Raw genomic sequence first — 17628 nt, 5'->3', positions numbered from 1 at the left:
ATGACGAAAGCAGCGTAGCTGCCTTAAAGGGAGATTAACATGTCTGTTCCGAAGGAACGCATTGATGTATTACTTGTAGAACAAGGCTTTTTTGAAAGCCGCGAAAAAGCCAAAGCCGCCATTATGGCAGGTTTGGTACTGGCCGACAGTGAACGGATCGAGAAGGCGGGTATGAAGGTACCACGCGACAGCGAGCTTAAAGTAAAGGGTGCAGTGCATCCGTATGTAAGCCGTGGAGGATTGAAGCTGGAAAAGGCTATTCGTCAATTCGAGCTGGATATGAAGGGCAGGACGATGCTGGATATCGGCTCATCCACCGGAGGTTTTACGGACTGTGCGCTTCAGCACGGAGCAGAGTATGTATATGCCATTGACGTGGGATATAATCAGCTGGACTGGTCGCTTCGTAATGACGAACGGGTATGCGTAATGGAGAAAACGAATTTCAGATATATGACACCTGCGGATTTGAACGGTCCTGTGCCGAATTTCGCAAGTATTGATGTTTCTTTTATTTCGCTGCGAATTATTTTACCTCCATTGCTTGCGTTGCTGCATCAGCCTGCTGACATTGTGGCTCTGATCAAGCCGCAATTTGAAGCCGGGCGTGAAAAGGTGGGGAAATCGGGTGTTGTTCGTGATTCCGCAACGCATAAAGAAGTGTTGCAAACCATCCTGACGTTCTCGCATGAGCTAGGACTTTCGCTGCAAGGATTGGCTTATTCCCCTATTACGGGTGGGGAAGGCAATATTGAATTTTTGGCGCATTGGCGTTTGGATAAGTCTGCTAGTGTAGACCCGCAACATGAAAATGTTGATTTCCGTCCGTTAATTGACCTTACTGTTCAGGAAGCAGGTCAGACCTTCAATAATGGTCCGTCGCGTAAGTAACATTCAGGGGTTCTCAAGAGTTCTGTGAACTTAAGGGAACCTCTTTTTGGTGTGGGGGATTGATCAACGAACTCACGTTCGCATATAATGAGATATACAGGAGAAAAGGGATTTTACCTTCTGTCCTAGAATATGTCCATGAGGTGATCGATTCATGGATACGCGATATGATACGGTTATCATTATTGTGATCGGCGTAATATTAGCGGTATGGGCATTTTATGGCCTGCGCACCTGGTTAAAGGAGCCGGGACCGCTTGTGTTAAAGACGATACCGATTAACGAGGAGATGGACGAAGGGCCTGCTGTGGATTTGCTGGAGGACGCGGGTTATGAGCTGGTGGGCGGAAAGATGAAAATACCGCTTGCTTTTAAAGTGAATGGACATACCGTGTATAGCCGTTTGTTTATAGACTATGTGGCTGTGCGAAATGGTTCAACATATATGGTCAAAACGTCACGCCGCAAGAGACCGATGGAGTGGAATGGTCCTGATTTGCGGGACAGGCTTCTGCCTTATCTACTGCTTTATCCGGGCTGTGCGGGCGTATTGTACGTTGATACGGACGATCAAAGTATCCGCCTTATTACATTGGTGGAAGACATCGAAGAAGAGGAATATGAAGAGTAATCCATAGGAGGATTTTATGAAGGGTCAACGACATATTAAAATCAGGGAAATTATTTCACAACGGGAAATTGAAACGCAGGACGATCTGGTGGAAGCTTTACGCAAGGCTGGTTTTCAGGTCACTCAAGCTACCGTATCTCGGGATATCAAGGAACTGCTGCTTATTAAAGTTCCGATGGATGATGGCAGATATAAGTATTCGATGCCCTCAGATCAGCGATATAACCCAGCGCAGAAGCTGAAACGTACATTGGTGGATAACTTTTTGCACATTGACTATACCACTAATCTGATCGTGATGAAGTGCTTGCCGGGGACGGCAAATTCGATTGCAGCATTACTGGACAACATTGAATGGTCTGAAATTATGGGCACCATTAGTGGCGATGACACCATTTTGATTATTTGCCGTTCGGAAGAGAACAGTGAGGCTATTGTGAATCGTCTTATGGGCTACATTTCCTGAACAACATTTCTCAGGCTTATTAGACGTTTGAATTCGTACATCATAGAGGTGAAAGAACGATGCTGGTCACTTTATCTATACGAAATTTGGCAGTCGTAGAGGCTGTCGATGTTCATTTTTATAAAGGGTTCCACGTATTGACTGGGGAAACAGGCGCGGGTAAATCGATCATTATTGATGCTCTCGGTCTGATTGCTGGAGGCAGAGGTTCCGCTGATCTGGTCCGTTATGGGTGTGATAAAGCAGAAATGGAGGCGCTGTTTGAGCTTCCTGTGAAGCATCCGGTCTGGGCAACGCTAGAAGAACAAGGGATCAAGGCGAATGCGGAAGAACATCTATTAATTCGGCGGGAATTGACCGTACAAGGCAAAAGTTCATCGCGGATTAACGGACAAATGGTTAATTTAACGATGCTGCGCGAGGTAGGAGAGCAGCTCGTCAATATTCATGGTCAGCATGAGCATCAAAGTTTGCTACGCGCAGACCGCCACCTGACGTTGCTGGATACGTTCGGTGATTCGGTCATCGGTCCGGTCAAAATGCTCTACAGAGAGCGTTATAATGCTTTTGTCAAAGCGGAAAAAGAAGTGCGGGAGCTGCAAAGCTCCAGTCAAAAAGCCTACCAGCTATTGGACATGTACCGGTTCCAATTGGAGGAAATTGCTGCTGCTGAGCTTAAATTGGGAGAGGATGAATTATTGGCAGAAGAACGGGTCAAGCTATCCCATAGTGAGAAAATGATGGATGGGATATCAGGAGCCTACGAGCTGCTAAGTGGCAGAGGCGGACTGGACATGATTAATAACGTGTTGTCCAGGTTGAATGATGTCCAAGGTTACGACAGCAAAAGCCTCCAGCCCATTGCGGAGCAGATTCAATCTGCTTTTTACCAGTTAGAGGATGCGGCGTTCCAATTACGCTCATACCGTGAGGATATTGAATTTAATCCGGGCAAGCTGCATGAAGTGGAGCAACGGCTAAACCAAATTACCGGATTACAGCGAAAATATGGTGATAGTATTGAGCAGATTTTGGAATACTATAGCCGTATTGAGCAGGAAACCGATATGCTGGAGAATAAGGATGAGCGGCTGGAGCAGTTAATTGCCAAGCGGGATGAATTGCTTTCGGATTTGCTCCAAATTGCAGAAGAGCTTACAGAAGCGCGTGAAATTTGTGCTGAAGAGCTGGCCGAGCAGGTAGAGCAGGAGCTAAAGGATCTGCAAATGCAAAGAACGTCACTCAAGGTACGTATTGATCCGATTGAAGATCCGCGCGGATACGAATATAAAGGTCGGCGGGTACGGCCAACCAAGCAGGGCATTGATAATGCGGAGTTTCTGATTTCGCCGAATCCGGGGGAGCCGCTTCGTCCACTGGGCAAGATTGCCTCTGGTGGTGAGCTGTCCCGTATCATGTTGGCGATGAAAAGTATTTTTGCCCGTCATGATCAAATTCCGGTACTCATTTTTGACGAGGTGGATACTGGGGTCAGTGGTCGTGCGGCTCAATCCATTGCGGAAAAACTGTATCGTTTGTCTTCCGTCTGTCAGGTGTTCTCCATTACTCATTTGCCGCAGGTGGCATGTATGGCGGATCATCAGTATCTCATTGAAAAAAATGTTCATGACGAACGTACAATGACGCAAATTGAGGCGTTAAACGAGGACGGACGTGTGAAGGAATTGGCGCGTATGCTGGGCGGCGTGGAAATTACCGAAAAAACTTTGCATCACGCACAGGAAATGCTGAATCTGGCGGAAGGAAAGAAAGCCTGAAAAGAGCGGCTGGCGTAATGATTAACAGTTATAAAAGCCTGGGGGCAAGGTTACCTTATAGGTACGCAATTGGCGACCACCTTTACTCGTCAAGCGAAAGAAGCAAAGGGAGCGTGACAGCCATTGAATTTTTACTCCAGGATCAAATTGCTCGGTCTTTTGCTTGTTTTTCTTATTTGTTGTATCGGTAACGCCAAGCCTGTGCATGCAGCGCTGCCTCCACAAGCTTCTCTGGAATTATTCGGTTCCCATGTAGCGAAGACGACTCAAGATAGCGTGATTCCCGACTTGAAGGTGTATCCAGGGGGTCAGACGATTGGGGTCAAAGTAAAATCTTCAGGGGTGCTTGTTGTTGGTCATCATGTCATTCAGGAAAGTATGGACCGCAAGGTGTCACCTGGAGAGACAGCCGGGATTCGTCTCGGTGACCGGATCACCCATATGAATGGCAAACCGCTGGATAGCCTGACAAGGGTAGCGGAGGCTGTAGAGGAAGCAGGCAAGAACAAAAAGCCGCTCGACATCACGCTTTGCCGAGGGGAGCAGACGATTTCCACCAAGCTGACACCAGCTTATGATCGCGATGACAAAGCTTGGCGGCTTGGACTGTATATCAGGGACTCGGCTGCGGGTGTAGGCACCTTGACCTTTTACGCACCGGATCAGGGGGTATACGGGGCCTTGGGGCACGTTATCACCGACATGAATACCCAGACCCCCATTGTTGTGGGGAGCGGGGAAATAGTACAATCCAATGTGACGTCAATTGCGAAAAGTCAAAGTGGTGAACCTGGGGAAAAACGCGCACATTTTCTCAAGGATCATCGGGTGTTAGGTAATATTGAACGAAACACGAACTTCGGAATTTTTGGGAAGATGTCAGATGAGCCGCAATATGGTTTATATTCCAAGCCGATTCCTGTGGCACTTGCGAATGAAGTAAAGGAAGGACCCGCAGAAATTTTGACTGTATTGGAAGGTCAGCAGATTCAGCGGTTTCAGGCAGAGGTCGTACACATTTCTCAACAGGATAAACCGGCAACCAAAGGACTTGTTATTCGTATCGTAGATCCAAAGCTGCTGGATAAGACCGGGGGAATTGTACAAGGGATGAGCGGAAGCCCAATTATTCAGAACGGCAAGCTCATCGGGGCTGTGACGCATGTATTTGTTAACGATCCGAAATCAGGCTACGGCTGCTTTATCGAATGGATGCTGCGCGATGCAGGAATCATGCAGAATAACGTAAGCTTCAAATCATCCTCGAATCTTAAGGCGAGCTAGTGGCCTTAAGATTTTTTTGTCGAAAGCACAAGAATAAGCTCGTAATAGCAAGTTAAAGAATTAATTATAATGGAAACAATAAATAAAATAAATAAAAATAATTTTCGACAGAAGGAATTCATAATTCGATGTCGAAATCATATACTCCGACAAGAAATATTTATTTGCTGTAAACTGATATCCTAACTGAAGAACACTCAATAAGGAGGAAGTACATTGCAAAAAATTGAGGTATTGTTGGCTGATGACAACCGGGAATTTACGAATTTGCTTGCCGAATATATTTCCGATCAGGAGGATATGGAAGTTACAGGAATCGCCTATAATGGTGAAGAAGTGCTCCAACACATGGCAGAATCCCGCAACGTACCTGATGTACTTATTTTAGATATTATTATGCCTCATCTGGATGGTCTCGGTGTATTGGAGCGCTTGAGAGAAATGAACCTGTCTCCACAGCCGAAAATCATTATGCTGACTGCATTCGGTCAAGAAAATATTACGCAAAGGGCCGTACAGCTCGGGGCATCTTATTATATTTTGAAGCCGTTTGACATGGAAGTGCTTGCCAATCGCGTTCGTCAATTGGTGGGGCCACAATTAGTCAGCAGCAGTCCGGTGACCATTTCTTCCATGCGTTCTAATGTGGTTCCAATGGGGAAAACTAAAAACCTGGATGCCAGTATTACGGCCATTATCCATGAAATCGGTGTGCCAGCTCACATTAAGGGTTACCAATATTTACGCGAAGCCATTACGATGGTGTACAATAATATTGAAATTTTGGGTTCTATCACCAAAACATTATATCCGGCAATCGCCGAAAAATTCAAAACGACGGCATCTCGCGTGGAACGCGCCATTCGTCATGCTATCGAGGTAGCATGGACACGTGGCAATATCGACAGTATCTCACACCTGTTCGGTTACACCATTAATATCAGTAAGTCCAAGCCAACGAATAGCGAATTTATTGCGATGGTAGCTGATAAGCTGCGGATTGAGAATAAGGTGTCCTGAAAGGGTCGGGATGATTGATCCGAGATTAGCTATGTTGAACTGATAAACTTATATGTAGCATATCAATTGATACCGTTATTTATTGGGATTGTAAAAATCCAATAAATAACGGTATTTTTGATACTGGTGAAGGCTATTGTTTCATCAAAAAAAGACTGGGTAAAAGGCTCAACTGTATAAAGGTTAAAAGAAAATAAATGCTATATGAGGCTAACGCAGTAAATATGCCAAAATGATTAGAACAACTAAAGGATTCACACTAAGTGTAATTCCGGCAACGGCTAGTCTGCGACCAGAAGAAAATTTTCTTGCAACCATACCAAGTTACTACGCCTACGCTATTTTAGGGATGATCATAGAATGAGTAAATGAGGTTTTTAAGCATTCTCCTCGCTATATGGCGGAACTATTGCTCGAGATCAACATAACACGTTCCATGCTGTTTATAAAACAAACCTGAATCAGCTTCACTAATCATCACAAAGTAAAATTTTCCCTTTCGGATACAGTTCTGAAAAATATCTTTAATTTGATATAAACAATGTGTCGATTTTTGTCGATATAATATTTACTATAAAGAGATTGAGGGGCGAATATATGAAATTCAACATCCGAACAAAATTGTTATTAGGTTTTCTTACGGTTATTGTTTTATTGATTCTCATAAGTACAGTATCCATCTCAAAAATGAAAAACTTAGGTGACACATCGATGGAAATTGATAGTCATTGGATGCCGAGTGTGACTATTCTGGGAACTCTAAACGGTGATGTTTCCGATGTTGAGCGGCTCTCATTGAATATAATTGTAGAACGTGACCCAGAGGAAGTGAAAAAGGTTGAAGCTGAATACAATCAGGTTTTGAAAAAGGTCGAGAACGGCCGAAAAACATACGAGAAATTAATTGCTACTCCTCAAGAACGTGAAATGTATGATGATTTCTCCAAAAAATATTCAGAGTACCTGGATAAATTGCCAGAAGTGATTGCAGCGGGCAAAGCTAACGATTATGCTCAATCAAGCATTCTTCACAAAGAGTCTTATGCGCTATGGAATAACGCAAACGATATGATTATTAAGCTCATTAAATTGAATGCAGATGGATCAAAACTGACTACGAAAGAAGCAGTTGACAACTATATTTCAGGTAGACAAATGGTCATCGTTTTAAGCGTTGCAGCAGTCGTCTTGGCGCTGGTGATTTCTATCCTCATAGCGCAATCCATATCCAAACCAATCTTGCGAATCAGTCGCGCTGCTGAGAGAATAGCAGCAGGCGACCTGACGGGCGAGGAAATAACAGTGAAGAGCAAGGACGAGATCCATGCCTTGTCACATTCTTTTAATGCAATGGTCCAAAACCTGCGCCAACTGATTCAATCGGTTAGTAAAACGTCAGAGTTGGTAACTACTTCCTCAGAGGAATTGACAGCCAGCGCAGAACAAAATAGCCAAGCTTCTGCACAAATAACCGAGACGGTGCAAGAAGTAGCTACAGGAACGGCTCAACAGGTGGATATGGTTACGAAGTCATCCCAAGCTATTGAGGAAATGTCTATCGGTGTTGAACAAATTGCCATACGTGCGCAAAATGTATTTGCATCTGCTCAGGATGCGGCCCACAAATCAGCTGAAGGTAACCAATTGATTCAACAGGCTGTTACACAGATGAACGCCGTAAATCATTCGATGAATGGACTGGCTGATCTTATGGCTGGATTGGGAGAGCGTTCCGACGAAATTGGCAAGATTATTGATGTGATCACCAATATTTCAAGTCAGACAAACCTTCTTGCCCTGAATGCTGCAATTGAAGCAGCCCGAGCAGGAGAACACGGTCGCGGATTTGCTGTAGTTGCGGGTGAAGTGCGCAAATTGGCTGAACAATCGGCTTATTCTGCTCAACAAATTACGGAGCTTGTTGGGTTGATTCAAAAGGACACTGCCCATGCGATCGAGGCTGTAGCGTCCAATGGAAAAGATGTCATGACAGGTCGGGAAGTCGTACAGAATGCAGGTGCATCCTTTGAACTGATTCAGGAAACCGTTAATAAAGTAGCGAGTGAGATTGAAGAGGTATCCGCTGGGTCGGAGCAAATGTCTGCAAGTACGGATGAAGTTGTAGGCTTTGTCAGACAAATTTCAGCGATTGCTGAGGAAGCCGCAGCCGGAACACAGCACGTGTCTGCTGCAACACAAGAGCAACTGGCATCGATGGAGGAAATTGCTTCAGCTGCAAGAAACCTGTCTACCATGGCAGAGGACCTGCAAGGGCAAATCGGCAAATTCAAAGTATAATTCAGATCAACATAGATCAAGCTGGAACTCAGCAGAGACAGTGTAGGTTGTAATAGCCCGCTGTCTCTTTTTATTTTGTGAGGGGTGGTACAAGGGGCACATTGAGTTGATTGCTCTGACCAAGAAATATACGGAACGGGGACTACCATGTGTCCATGAAAACAGAAGGAAGCGGGTGACCCAAGAGATTATTAAAGACTTCGGATCGTTCGCGTTGCCATTTTTTATACCATTTGAAGATGGAGAAGTGCCGACAGAGCACAGTTTATAAAGTAGAGAATGAATCTAACTTTGAAAAAAGTTTAGCTAGGAATTAATTCTTATTATCCAAGTCATACATTAGAATCAATGAAATTGAATGCTAAAAGCTCATCCCGAATTTTGAAAGTGGGATGAGCTTAGATTTTTTGGTAGTAAATTAGAATGTAGTCCAATGAATTGTTTTAATAATGAGGCTTCAATTGAGAAATAGATGTGTTCTGCTATAAGCAAAGTGCACTATTTTAGCATGTTCCATGAATGTTTTCTTGAAGCCAGAATAAGGGATTAATAACGTTTTTTTCTTTGTGCAATTTAAAAAGAACAGCGCACTACTTAAAAGTACCTCCATTATTCATATTTAGGGATAAATTTAGACATTGCAAAGTACAATTGAGTCCTTGATGTATTCTTAAATGTCTAAAGTTATAGATGGCAAGTTCGTGAAGAAAAGAAAAGCAATAAGTTCTGTACGTCATATCATTACGACCATCCCACTCAGAAATTTGCTCTCTAAAATCTTCTAATATTTCGTCAATAGAAAATTCATGCTTATTTGCGGATTCTAAAAGTGTTAGCAGACCGGCCAATATTTCTTTAGGATGTTCTTTTAAATACTGTACATATTTCGGAATGACACCTTTGTTCCCCATGAGCAAATCAACTGTAAAGTTGTTGCCTTCAGCCCAAAGTTTGAACTGTTGGACCTGCTTCAGGTTCTCTTCATCTAACCCATGCATCCAACTTAAATCAGCATAGTAGGAAATGTACTTTTTGGCTTCTTCATACTGTTCTCTCTTCTGAAAAGCTATAGATTTCATTAAATAAGTATAGCCGTAATAAAAGACAAAAGGATGCTCTGACACCAACGGCTCGCACTTCTTTTTACTTTCCAACCTGCGTACCTTTTCATTATAAATTGCTTTTACAACAACTCGAAATTCATCAACGTAAGTCTCGACTTCTTCCCACTTATGCAGATTAAAAGATGTACCTGTTAATTTGTAGTACCCATCTAACTGGTAATTGATAGGTAAGCGGTCGCGAAACGGTGCAAACCGGATTGCTGCCTCTCTGTTCTTTTCCAAATCGTCTCCAAGTGTAGCACGAAAAAGTCTATAATGGCTTATGGCTAGACGCTCTGAATGCTGGTACTTCTCATTTTCAACCACACATTCGTAAAAAGGAACGGCTTCTTTCTGCTTGCCATTACCATGTAATTCTTCTGCAATTTCAAATACCAGTTCAATCTCACTTAATTCTTCCAACATACGTGATAAAACCGATTTCAAATTGTCTATCTTGCCAAGTTCTACACAACGTAACAAAAAGGGTTTTACTCGACTGCGATGAGGATTTCCAGTGACAAAACACTCATCTACGTATAATTCATATAGCCAGCCTTCTGGTTGATCTAATGTTTTTGCGATGACATCCATATATCTTACTGATATAGGCTTGATACGCTCAATATTGAGTAGTTGGCTTAGGTAACTTGCAGTTATACCTGACAGACGAGCAAAGCTTCTTATTGTACATTTTCTCTCTTGCAGGCATTTTCGGATTTCTAATCGAATTGCTATGACACCTTCCACTAGGGATCCCTCCTAAAGCTGAACATGCAACGCTGATTACTCCAACCTGATCTTTTTATGTACAGATTGATTATAGAATTTCTTCCAAATACATGTCAATTATATCCAAAGTGAATATTCTGTAAATCAATATATTCCAATGCTAATTTTTAATAACTTAATGGTAGCCTAAAAACAAGGAATTATTAAAATACATAAACAGAAAAGGTGAGTCTTTTGAATAATAATAAACATCCTGTAACTGATTTTGGATGGGCGATTAAGTAGAAGTTGGTTGAAAGGCATATGGATCAACAGACCTTTTGCAAGACTTATCAAATTCCGACGTCCCGCTTATCGAATCTAATCCATGGAACTCGCAAAGCTAAGCGATATAGGCGATTAGTAGCTGAATTGCTTGGTATTGATGATACATTTACCAAATAGGAGTTCGAAGGTAATTCGTTCTACATATTGAAAAGAGGAGTGTTATATATGATAGAGAATCCACACAAGCTTAAAGTACGTTCCCATTCTCACCATTGCCTATTCTGTAATAGTAAAGAGTCGATCGTTCTGTATAGAGGAATTGTGATTTGTGCCGAATGTTATCTGAAAGTCACTAGGAAGCATTGAAAAAGATAGCCCAATAACCGCAGATGTGTTAATATATTGATAATTATGGTAAATGATGAATACTTTATGAATAGGTCATCCTCTTGGGGGTGACTGTTTTTGTTTGTATTTTGCAGAATTTAAACAAGGATTGGGAATATCAATGTAAGTGATGATGTAAAGTCATACTCAGTGAATGGGCCTTCGATGCAGCCTACTATGATGGCAGGGGATCATATGGCTGTGGATAAGCATTATTATAAGGAGAACGATTTCCATAGAGGGGATATTATCGTTTTTCAGAAGGATGATGTACAATTTGTAAAAAGGCGACTTACCTAACATGCTTAATTTCCTACTGAGAAGGTGAGTCGGATGTTGTACCGGAGGGTATGATTTCTGTGTTGGGAGACAATCGGATGAACAGTACAGACAGTCGTTTTCTCGGATATATTTCAATGAATAAGGTTATTGCATTGAACGGGATTCCGTTAGACGAAATAAAATAAAGCTTGTATTATACGGGCAAGTGGAACTAACCCAAATGAATTTAAAGCAAAGGCGGGGATGAAGGCATGTGGAATAGTCTAACTTGGGTGATCGTCGGCGTGTTGTTGGTGGCGTTGGGTTGGATTGTTATGGCATGGCGTGGTCGCAGCAGCAACAAGCAAGTGAATGAACAGCGGGGCAGTAATGTCATTGAATTTCATCCTCGTAAGCCTGTCCGACAATCCCGCATCGGGAACGTGTCCAAGTCTAAGGTATCTTCCGGTTCCCGCGAGAATACAGACGCAACAGGGATTCAAGTCCAATCTGGGTTTGGACTGTCTGACTCTATCCAGGGCACGGGCAAGCAAAAATGCTCCTTTTGTAAAAAAGAAGACAAATTAACCTTTTACGCAGATGACAATGGTTCTCTGTATGGGGTATGCAAGGATTGCAAGCACAAGGCGGAACGGCAGGATATGCTGCCACTTTAGCCTATGCAGACGATACGGAATCGGTAGAGTATTTTGAAGATCATTAAAAATCCCCAACCGTGAGTTAAACGGCGGGGATTTTTTTGTTATATCTATATATTTATCGAAGCTGTCTGTCGATCAGTTCCTCCAGCGCATCTGCGATATGATCTGGTCCATAAGACAGCTCTTCCCGGCTTAAGCTCAACCAGGCATGACGCTCGTCCATATCAAAGGCAGTCTCCAGCCAGCCGGATAACCCTCTGCCTCTGCGATCTACTTCGACAAGCACATGTACGCCTTCGGGCTCCAGCTGCATAATCAGTTCCAGCTCCTCGATATCGCGTGCATATTCCGATCCGGGCGTAAATTCAAATTCCTGCACGTACGGAACACCGCGTCCCAGCTTGGGATGACGTTCGCAGGTGGAGGAATGGAATCGGAAACCCAACAGGTGAACGGCCTCAAACACCGTACTCATATAGGGATGCGGCTCGATTTTGAGCGAGTCACGGTCGGTAGGGTCCAAGGCCATACCGATGTCTAATGCTGTATCCAGCCATACGGGCTGTTTGGCATGAGTGACAGGTGTTTCCAATGGCAACCAAAAAGAAAAAGGGATTTCAAGCTCCTGTCCTTGCTTTAAATGAAAGCCGTCGGATACCTTGACCCGAGCGATGCAGCAGGTAGAAGTGGTTTTCTTGTCATCGTGCTCTTCGATATATTCTGTTTTGAGTTCGATGTCAATTTTGCCGATTTCCTGATCAATTTTACCGCCTTTGATACGCATGATGCCACTAAGCTCTTCGCCAGGGACATACACGGCCTGGTCCACCAATGTATCGACTTTAGCTGAACCGATTCCTGCGCTTGCCAAGATTTTGTTAAAAAAACTCATAAGTAAGCCCCCCGATAATATCATGGTCATGGTGTTTATACGAAAACTAAAAAACTTGTACAGCTTAACAGGATATACGGGGCAATTGCTCGAATCGTTCCAAAAAATTGCAAGAAAAAAATCCGCTGATTATCATGCCTGTATCGCAGTCTGACGGCAAATTCTCCGTGCTAATCGCAGTTCACTTTATGGGGTGGTATGAAGCAATTACGGCAACGCGGTTCATATGCCTCAGAGTCGCCGATCATTACGATGGGCCCTACAGTGGAAGGCTTTCCGTTCACCATACGCTGGGTATATACAGCTTCCGAACTTCCACATACGGCGCAAAAGGAAGCTAGCTTTTCGATGTCATCTGCCATGGCGAGTAAACCGCCTACATATCCGAATTCCTTACCCCGGTAGTCCAGATTGAGTCCATCTGCAATCACGTGCTTACCACAGTAGGCTAACTCCTCCACTAACATCATAATATGACGGCTGAAAAACTGTACTTCGTCAAAGGCGACCACATCGGCATCCTTCGTTTCTTCCAAAATCCGCTGAACGAGCTCATCTGTGAGCTTTTTCGGAATGGAGATGGCGGGCAGTCGATATCCGATGCGGCTTACAATTTCATCCTTGGCGTAGCGGTTATCTTCAGCCGGTTTGTAAGCGACCACCTTACGGTGTCCATATTGAATTAATTTTTGACAGCGGCGAATCAGTTCGCCGGATTTTTCGCTAAACATGGGGCCTGTAATGATCGTAATTCGTCCTGTAGGCAACGCGAATTCCCCTCTCTGTAACATGCGCATAACGCTGTGAATCTATTATTCCCGAAAGAAAAGGCCATTATAGATTACCATAATGTGCAGCAAACAGACTAGAGAAAATATATTGTTTTTCGACATGTTATTGTATATCTATTCTTTGAGCGTAAATGTGGACGTCATTGCCCTGTTGCCGTGAGCATGATATGGTGAAGTATAGTGGAATAAAGGGAAGAGGGGACAGGCATGAACCAAAAAGATACGGATTATAGTGCCAAAATAGAAGCATTACTGGAGCAAGGGCTGGTAAGCCCACAGGCAGAGGAGTTGATCACGGAGCTGGAGACAGAGCTGGACCTTCTTCGCAAGCAAAATGAATCCTTTCGCAAAGCGCTACGGGCCAAAACAGCTCAAACCCCAAGGATGTCTACCAAGTTACGGGACGCCTTGTATGAGTAATTTACAGCAGATGCCGGGAACGGGTTGTTAGACGGCCTATAGTCTATGCATAAACACTATATTTTGTACAGAGAAATAAAGAGAGTACAATAAGCTATATATAATCAATGTTAAATGGAGGAGAAGCATGACTATACATTGTGATGTCGCTATTTTGGGCGGAGGAACCGGAGGGTATGTTGCAGCGATTCGCGCTGCCCAGCTCGGCAAGGAAGTCGTTATTATCGAAAAGGACAAGCTAGGTGGAACCTGTCTGCACCGTGGATGTATCCCAAGCAAGGCATTGCTGCGCAGTGCGGAAGTGTATGCGACGATCAAGGAAAGTGCGCAATACGGCATTGAGACCTCGGGAGCGCAGCTTGTTTTTCCCAAGGTACAAGAGCGCAAGGAAGCCGTTGTAGAGCAGTTACATCAGGGCGTGCAATTTTTGATGCGTAAAAATAAAATCACGGTGCTGAGCGGCAAAGGTCGCGTGATTGGACCGTCGATTTTTTCTCCAAAAAGCGGCGCAGTTGCCGTGGAGCTGGAAGATGGCGAGATGGAGACGATTGTTCCCGCCCATCTCATTATTGCAACGGGATCACGTCCGCGTGTGCTACCCGGATTGGAGCCGGATGGCGAATTTATTTTGAGTAGTGACGAAGCGTTGACGATGGAAGAATTACCGGCCTCTCTGATTATTGTAGGTGGTGGCGTTATTGGCGTGGAATGGGCTTCCATGCTGAACGATTTTGGCGTGGAGGTTACGGTGGTCGAGGCGGCGAATCGGCTTATTCCAACCGAGGACGAGGATATTTCGCGTGAAATGCAGCGCCTCTTAACCAAGCGTGGTGTCAAGGTGCTGACAGGCTCGCAAGTGCTGGCTGAAACGTACGGCAAGGATGAGGAAAGCGTACAGATTGACGTGCAAAAAGGGGACGAAACCGAAACACTCAGCGCTTCCAAGCTGCTCATTTCGGTAGGTCGTCAGGCGAATGTGGAAAATATCGGACTGGAAAATACGGATATCCGCGTAGAGCGTGGCTTTATCTCGGTTAATGAGCATTTGCAGACGAATGAGCCGCATATTTATGCGATCGGGGATTGCATCGGAGGCTTACAACTGGCGCACGCGGCGAGTCATGAAGGGCTGCTGGCAGTCCATCATCTGGCCGGCGAAGTGGTTCATAGCGTACCGAATCATCTGATTCCGCGTTGTATTTATACACGTCCTGAGGCAGCTAGTGTTGGCCTGACAGAGCAAGAAGCCCGTGAGCGTGGACATCAGGTGAAGACAGGGAAGTTCCCTTTTCAGGCTATCGGAAAATCGCTGGTGTATGGCAGTCGGGACGGCTTCGTCAAAGTGGTTGCTGATGAGGAAACAAATGATATTCTCGGTGTACATATGATCGGTACACATGTGACGGACCTTATTAGCGAGGCGGCTCTTGCGCAGCTGTTGGATGCTACGCCGTGGGAAGTCGGACAGCTTATTCATCCGCATCCAACATTGTCGGAGATTTTGGGAGAAGCGATGCTGGCGGTTGATGGACAGGCGATAGGGATATAATTTATCTTAATAAATCGGTGCTTTTCTTTTTGGGGAGAAAAGGATTATAATGGGGTTAGCCAGAGTTTAGTACCAGGTTTTAAGACAAGATGGTACTAGGTGCTGGTAGTAGGATGTTTGATACTTAAGGAGGTGCCTCAATGAGTTCAAAAGGCGCTGTAGACGCTGGCTTCAGACATGAACAGCTGGGACTTACTAACGGACAAGTTATTGACATGTACAGATATATGCTGCTCGCAAGAAGATTTGACGAGCGCAACATGCTCCTGCAACGGGCAGGGAAAATTAATTTTCACGTTTCCGGCATTGGACAGGAGGCGGCACAAGTAGGTGCGGCTTTCGGGCTGGATCGGGAGAAGGACTATTTTCTTCCCTATTACCGGGATTACGGATTCGTGCTTGCGGTTGGTATGACGCCACGCGAACTGATGCTGTCGGCATTCGCCAAGGCGGACGATCCCAACAGCGGTGGTCGGCAGATGCCGGGTCATTTTGGCAGTAAACGGCTGCGTATTGTGACAGGCTCCAGCCCGGTGACGACGCAGGTTCCACATGCAGTGGGGGTAGCGCTGGCTGCCAAGATGCAGAAGAAGGATTTTGTATCGTTCGTTACATTTGGGGAAGGCTCCAGCAACCAGGGAGATTTTCACGAAGGCTGTAACTTTGCAGGCGTACAGAAGCTGCCAGTCATCATTATGTGTGAAAACAATCAATATGCGATATCGGTTCCGGTTCATAAGCAAATGGCGGGCAAGGTGAGTGACCGTGCTTTGGGATACGGATTCCCTGGAATTCGGGTCGATGGTAACGATGCGCTGGCAGTGTATGCAGCCGTCAAGGAAGCGCGTGAACGTGCTATTCGTGGCGAGGGGCCAACGCTTATTGAAGCGATGATGTACCGCCTGTCTCCTCACTCCACCTCGGATAACGATCTGGCTTACCGGACCAAAGAAGAAGTGGATGAGAACTGGGCCAAAGACGGCGTAGCCCGTATGAAAAATTATTTGCTGGAATGCGGCATTTGGGATGAGGCCAAGGACGCGGATTTGTCGGCTGAGCTGCTGCTCGAGGTCAAGGAAGCGATTGAATATGCGGATAATGCGCCTTTTCCGAAGCCCGAAGATACGCTACTGCATGTCTATGCTGACAGCGATGGGGAGGGCCGGTAATTATGGCGGTTATGGAATATATTGATGCGATTCGTCTTGCCATGAAGGAAGAGATGGAGCAGGATGAAACGGTTTTTGTGTTAGGTGAGGATGTTGGTGTGAAAGGTGGTGTCTTTACGACCACCAAGGGTCTTATGGATCAATTCGGTGAGCAGCGTGTCATGGATACGCCGTTGGCAGAATCGGCTATAGCTGGTGTTGCCATTGGTGCAGCCATGTACGGAATGAAGCCAATTGCCGAAATGCAATACTCGGACTTTATGCTCCCGGCAACCAATCAGATTATTAGTGAAGCAGCTAAAATTCGCTATCGCTCTAATAACGACTGGAGCTGTCCTGTTGTGATACGTGCGCCTATCGGTGGCGGTATTTTTGGCGGCTTGTATCATTCACAGTGTCCGGAATCTATCTTTTTTGGTACACCGGGTCTGAAAATTGTAGCTCCTTTTACCGCGTATGATGCCAAGGGACTGCTGAAAGCAGCGATCCGCGACCCTGATCCGGTGCTGTATTTTGAGAACAAAAAGTGCTACAAGCTGATCAAGGGTGAAGTACCTGAGGACGATTACATTGTTCCAATTGGCAAAGCCAATTTGCTGCGTGAAGGTGACGATATTACAGTCATCGGATACAGCCAGCCGCTGCATTTTGTCATGCAGGCTGCTGAGGAGTTGGAGAAGGAAGAGGGCATTACCGCACATGTTGTGGATTTGCGCACACTCCAGCCGCTGGACCGTCAGGCCATCATTGAAGCTGCAAGACATACAGGCAAGGTACTCATCGTGCATGAAGACAACAAAACGGGTGGCATCGGTGCCGAGGTATCCGCAATTATTAATGAGGAATGTCTGTTCGAGCTGGATGCGCCGATTGAGCGTCTGTGCGCTCCAGACGTGCCTGCAATGCCGATCAGCCCGCCGATGGAGAAGTTTTATATGTTAAACAAGGATAAGGTTAAGGAAGCGATGCGCCGTCTTGCAATGTATTAATATGGAGCGGATTGGACGAAAGCATTCCAAAAGTGTAG

17 protein-coding genes and 1 pseudogene are annotated in these 17628 nt (G+C 45.0%); 15 read left to right on the top strand and 3 right to left on the bottom strand.

Features of this window, described 5'->3' with window-relative positions:
• The first annotated feature begins 39 nt into the window (after positions 1 to 39).
• The 7 genes from AC0WRU_RS14390 (at position 40) to AC0WRU_RS14360 (ending at position 8368) form a co-directional block, all read left to right on the top strand.
• Positions 40 to 891, top strand: coding sequence for a TlyA family RNA methyltransferase (locus AC0WRU_RS14390; RefSeq protein ID WP_476125286.1), 852 nt, complete (start codon positions 40 to 42; stop codon positions 889 to 891).
• 154 nt (positions 892 to 1045) lie between these two features.
• On the top strand, positions 1046 to 1522 hold the full coding sequence (locus AC0WRU_RS14385; RefSeq protein WP_476125285.1) for a hypothetical protein: 477 nt from the start codon (positions 1046 to 1048) through the stop codon (positions 1520 to 1522).
• 16 nt (positions 1523 to 1538) lie between these two features.
• Positions 1539 to 1988 (top strand): transcriptional regulator AhrC/ArgR, encoded by a 450-nt coding sequence (gene ahrC / locus AC0WRU_RS14380; protein ID WP_476125284.1) that lies wholly within the window; start codon positions 1539 to 1541, stop codon positions 1986 to 1988.
• A gap of 59 nt (positions 1989 to 2047) precedes the next feature.
• On the top strand, positions 2048 to 3766 hold the full coding sequence (gene recN, locus AC0WRU_RS14375) for a DNA repair protein RecN (RefSeq protein WP_476125283.1): 1719 nt from the start codon (positions 2048 to 2050) through the stop codon (positions 3764 to 3766).
• A gap of 123 nt (positions 3767 to 3889) precedes the next feature.
• On the top strand, positions 3890 to 5050 hold the full coding sequence (gene spoIVB / locus AC0WRU_RS14370; protein WP_476125282.1) for a SpoIVB peptidase: 1161 nt from the start codon (positions 3890 to 3892) through the stop codon (positions 5048 to 5050).
• A gap of 216 nt (positions 5051 to 5266) precedes the next feature.
• Complete coding sequence (spo0A, locus tag AC0WRU_RS14365) at positions 5267 to 6070, top strand: sporulation transcription factor Spo0A (protein ID WP_476125281.1); 804 nt, start codon at positions 5267 to 5269, stop codon at positions 6068 to 6070.
• A gap of 597 nt (positions 6071 to 6667) precedes the next feature.
• Complete coding sequence (locus tag AC0WRU_RS14360) at positions 6668 to 8368, top strand: methyl-accepting chemotaxis protein (RefSeq protein WP_476125280.1); 1701 nt, start codon at positions 6668 to 6670, stop codon at positions 8366 to 8368.
• 590 nt (positions 8369 to 8958) lie between these two features.
• On the opposite strand, the gene AC0WRU_RS14355 is transcribed toward AC0WRU_RS14360, so the two are convergent.
• Entirely contained in the window at positions 8959 to 10221 is a 1263-nt protein-coding gene (locus AC0WRU_RS14355; protein WP_476125279.1) for a helix-turn-helix domain-containing protein, read from the bottom strand.
• 270 nt (positions 10222 to 10491) lie between these two features.
• Between AC0WRU_RS14355 and AC0WRU_RS14350 the strand changes: the two genes are divergently transcribed.
• The 4 genes and pseudogenes from AC0WRU_RS14350 to AC0WRU_RS14335 all read left to right on the top strand — a co-directional run bounded on the left by AC0WRU_RS14350 (position 10492) and on the right by AC0WRU_RS14335 (position 11795).
• Entirely contained in the window at positions 10492 to 10647 is a 156-nt protein-coding gene (locus AC0WRU_RS14350; RefSeq protein WP_476125278.1) for an XRE family transcriptional regulator, read from the top strand.
• A gap of 318 nt (positions 10648 to 10965) precedes the next feature.
• Positions 10966 to 11157: a S26 family signal peptidase gene (locus tag AC0WRU_RS14345; RefSeq protein ID WP_476128650.1), complete on the top strand. Its 192-nt coding sequence runs from the start codon at positions 10966 to 10968 to the stop codon at positions 11155 to 11157.
• A gap of 44 nt (positions 11158 to 11201) precedes the next feature.
• Positions 11202 to 11324: pseudogene (locus tag AC0WRU_RS14340) on the top strand (S26 family signal peptidase); the annotation flags it as partial.
• Positions 11325 to 11390: 66 nt separating this feature from the next.
• Complete coding sequence (locus AC0WRU_RS14335) at positions 11391 to 11795, top strand: hypothetical protein (RefSeq protein WP_476125277.1); 405 nt, start codon at positions 11391 to 11393, stop codon at positions 11793 to 11795.
• Between the two features lie 100 nt (positions 11796 to 11895).
• Here the strand turns inward: AC0WRU_RS14335 and AC0WRU_RS14330 are convergent, their stop codons facing one another.
• Both AC0WRU_RS14330 and AC0WRU_RS14325 read right to left on the bottom strand, forming a co-directional pair.
• Positions 11896 to 12672, bottom strand: a complete 777-nt coding sequence (locus tag AC0WRU_RS14330; protein WP_025685855.1) for a sporulation protein — start codon at positions 12670 to 12672, stop codon at positions 11896 to 11898.
• A gap of 170 nt (positions 12673 to 12842) precedes the next feature.
• Positions 12843 to 13439 (bottom strand): thymidine kinase, encoded by a 597-nt coding sequence (locus AC0WRU_RS14325; protein ID WP_134913757.1) that lies wholly within the window; start codon positions 13437 to 13439, stop codon positions 12843 to 12845.
• A gap of 231 nt (positions 13440 to 13670) precedes the next feature.
• Here AC0WRU_RS14325 and AC0WRU_RS14320 point away from each other — a divergent pair, with 231 nt between their 5' ends.
• From AC0WRU_RS14320 to AC0WRU_RS14305, 4 genes are all read left to right on the top strand, one after another.
• A complete protein-coding gene (locus AC0WRU_RS14320) occupies positions 13671 to 13883 on the top strand; it encodes a hypothetical protein (RefSeq protein WP_476125276.1) in 213 nt (70 codons plus the stop codon).
• 127 nt (positions 13884 to 14010) lie between these two features.
• Positions 14011 to 15432: a dihydrolipoyl dehydrogenase gene (gene lpdA, locus AC0WRU_RS14315; RefSeq protein WP_476125275.1), complete on the top strand. Its 1422-nt coding sequence runs from the start codon at positions 14011 to 14013 to the stop codon at positions 15430 to 15432.
• 140 nt (positions 15433 to 15572) lie between these two features.
• The gene (locus tag AC0WRU_RS14310) at positions 15573 to 16601 is read left to right on the top strand and encodes a thiamine pyrophosphate-dependent dehydrogenase E1 component subunit alpha (protein ID WP_476125274.1); all 1029 of its coding nucleotides are present in this window, start codon (positions 15573 to 15575) and stop codon (positions 16599 to 16601) included.
• Between the two features lie 2 nt (positions 16602 to 16603).
• The gene (locus tag AC0WRU_RS14305; RefSeq protein WP_192510863.1) at positions 16604 to 17590 is read left to right on the top strand and encodes an alpha-ketoacid dehydrogenase subunit beta; all 987 of its coding nucleotides are present in this window, start codon (positions 16604 to 16606) and stop codon (positions 17588 to 17590) included.
• Positions 17591 to 17628: the final 38 nt, after the last annotated feature.

Source organism: Paenibacillus sp. 1-8 (assembly GCF_056316205.1).
The sequence above is the reverse complement of the archived record's forward strand: the minus strand, read 5'-3'. Positions and strand labels throughout refer to the sequence as shown.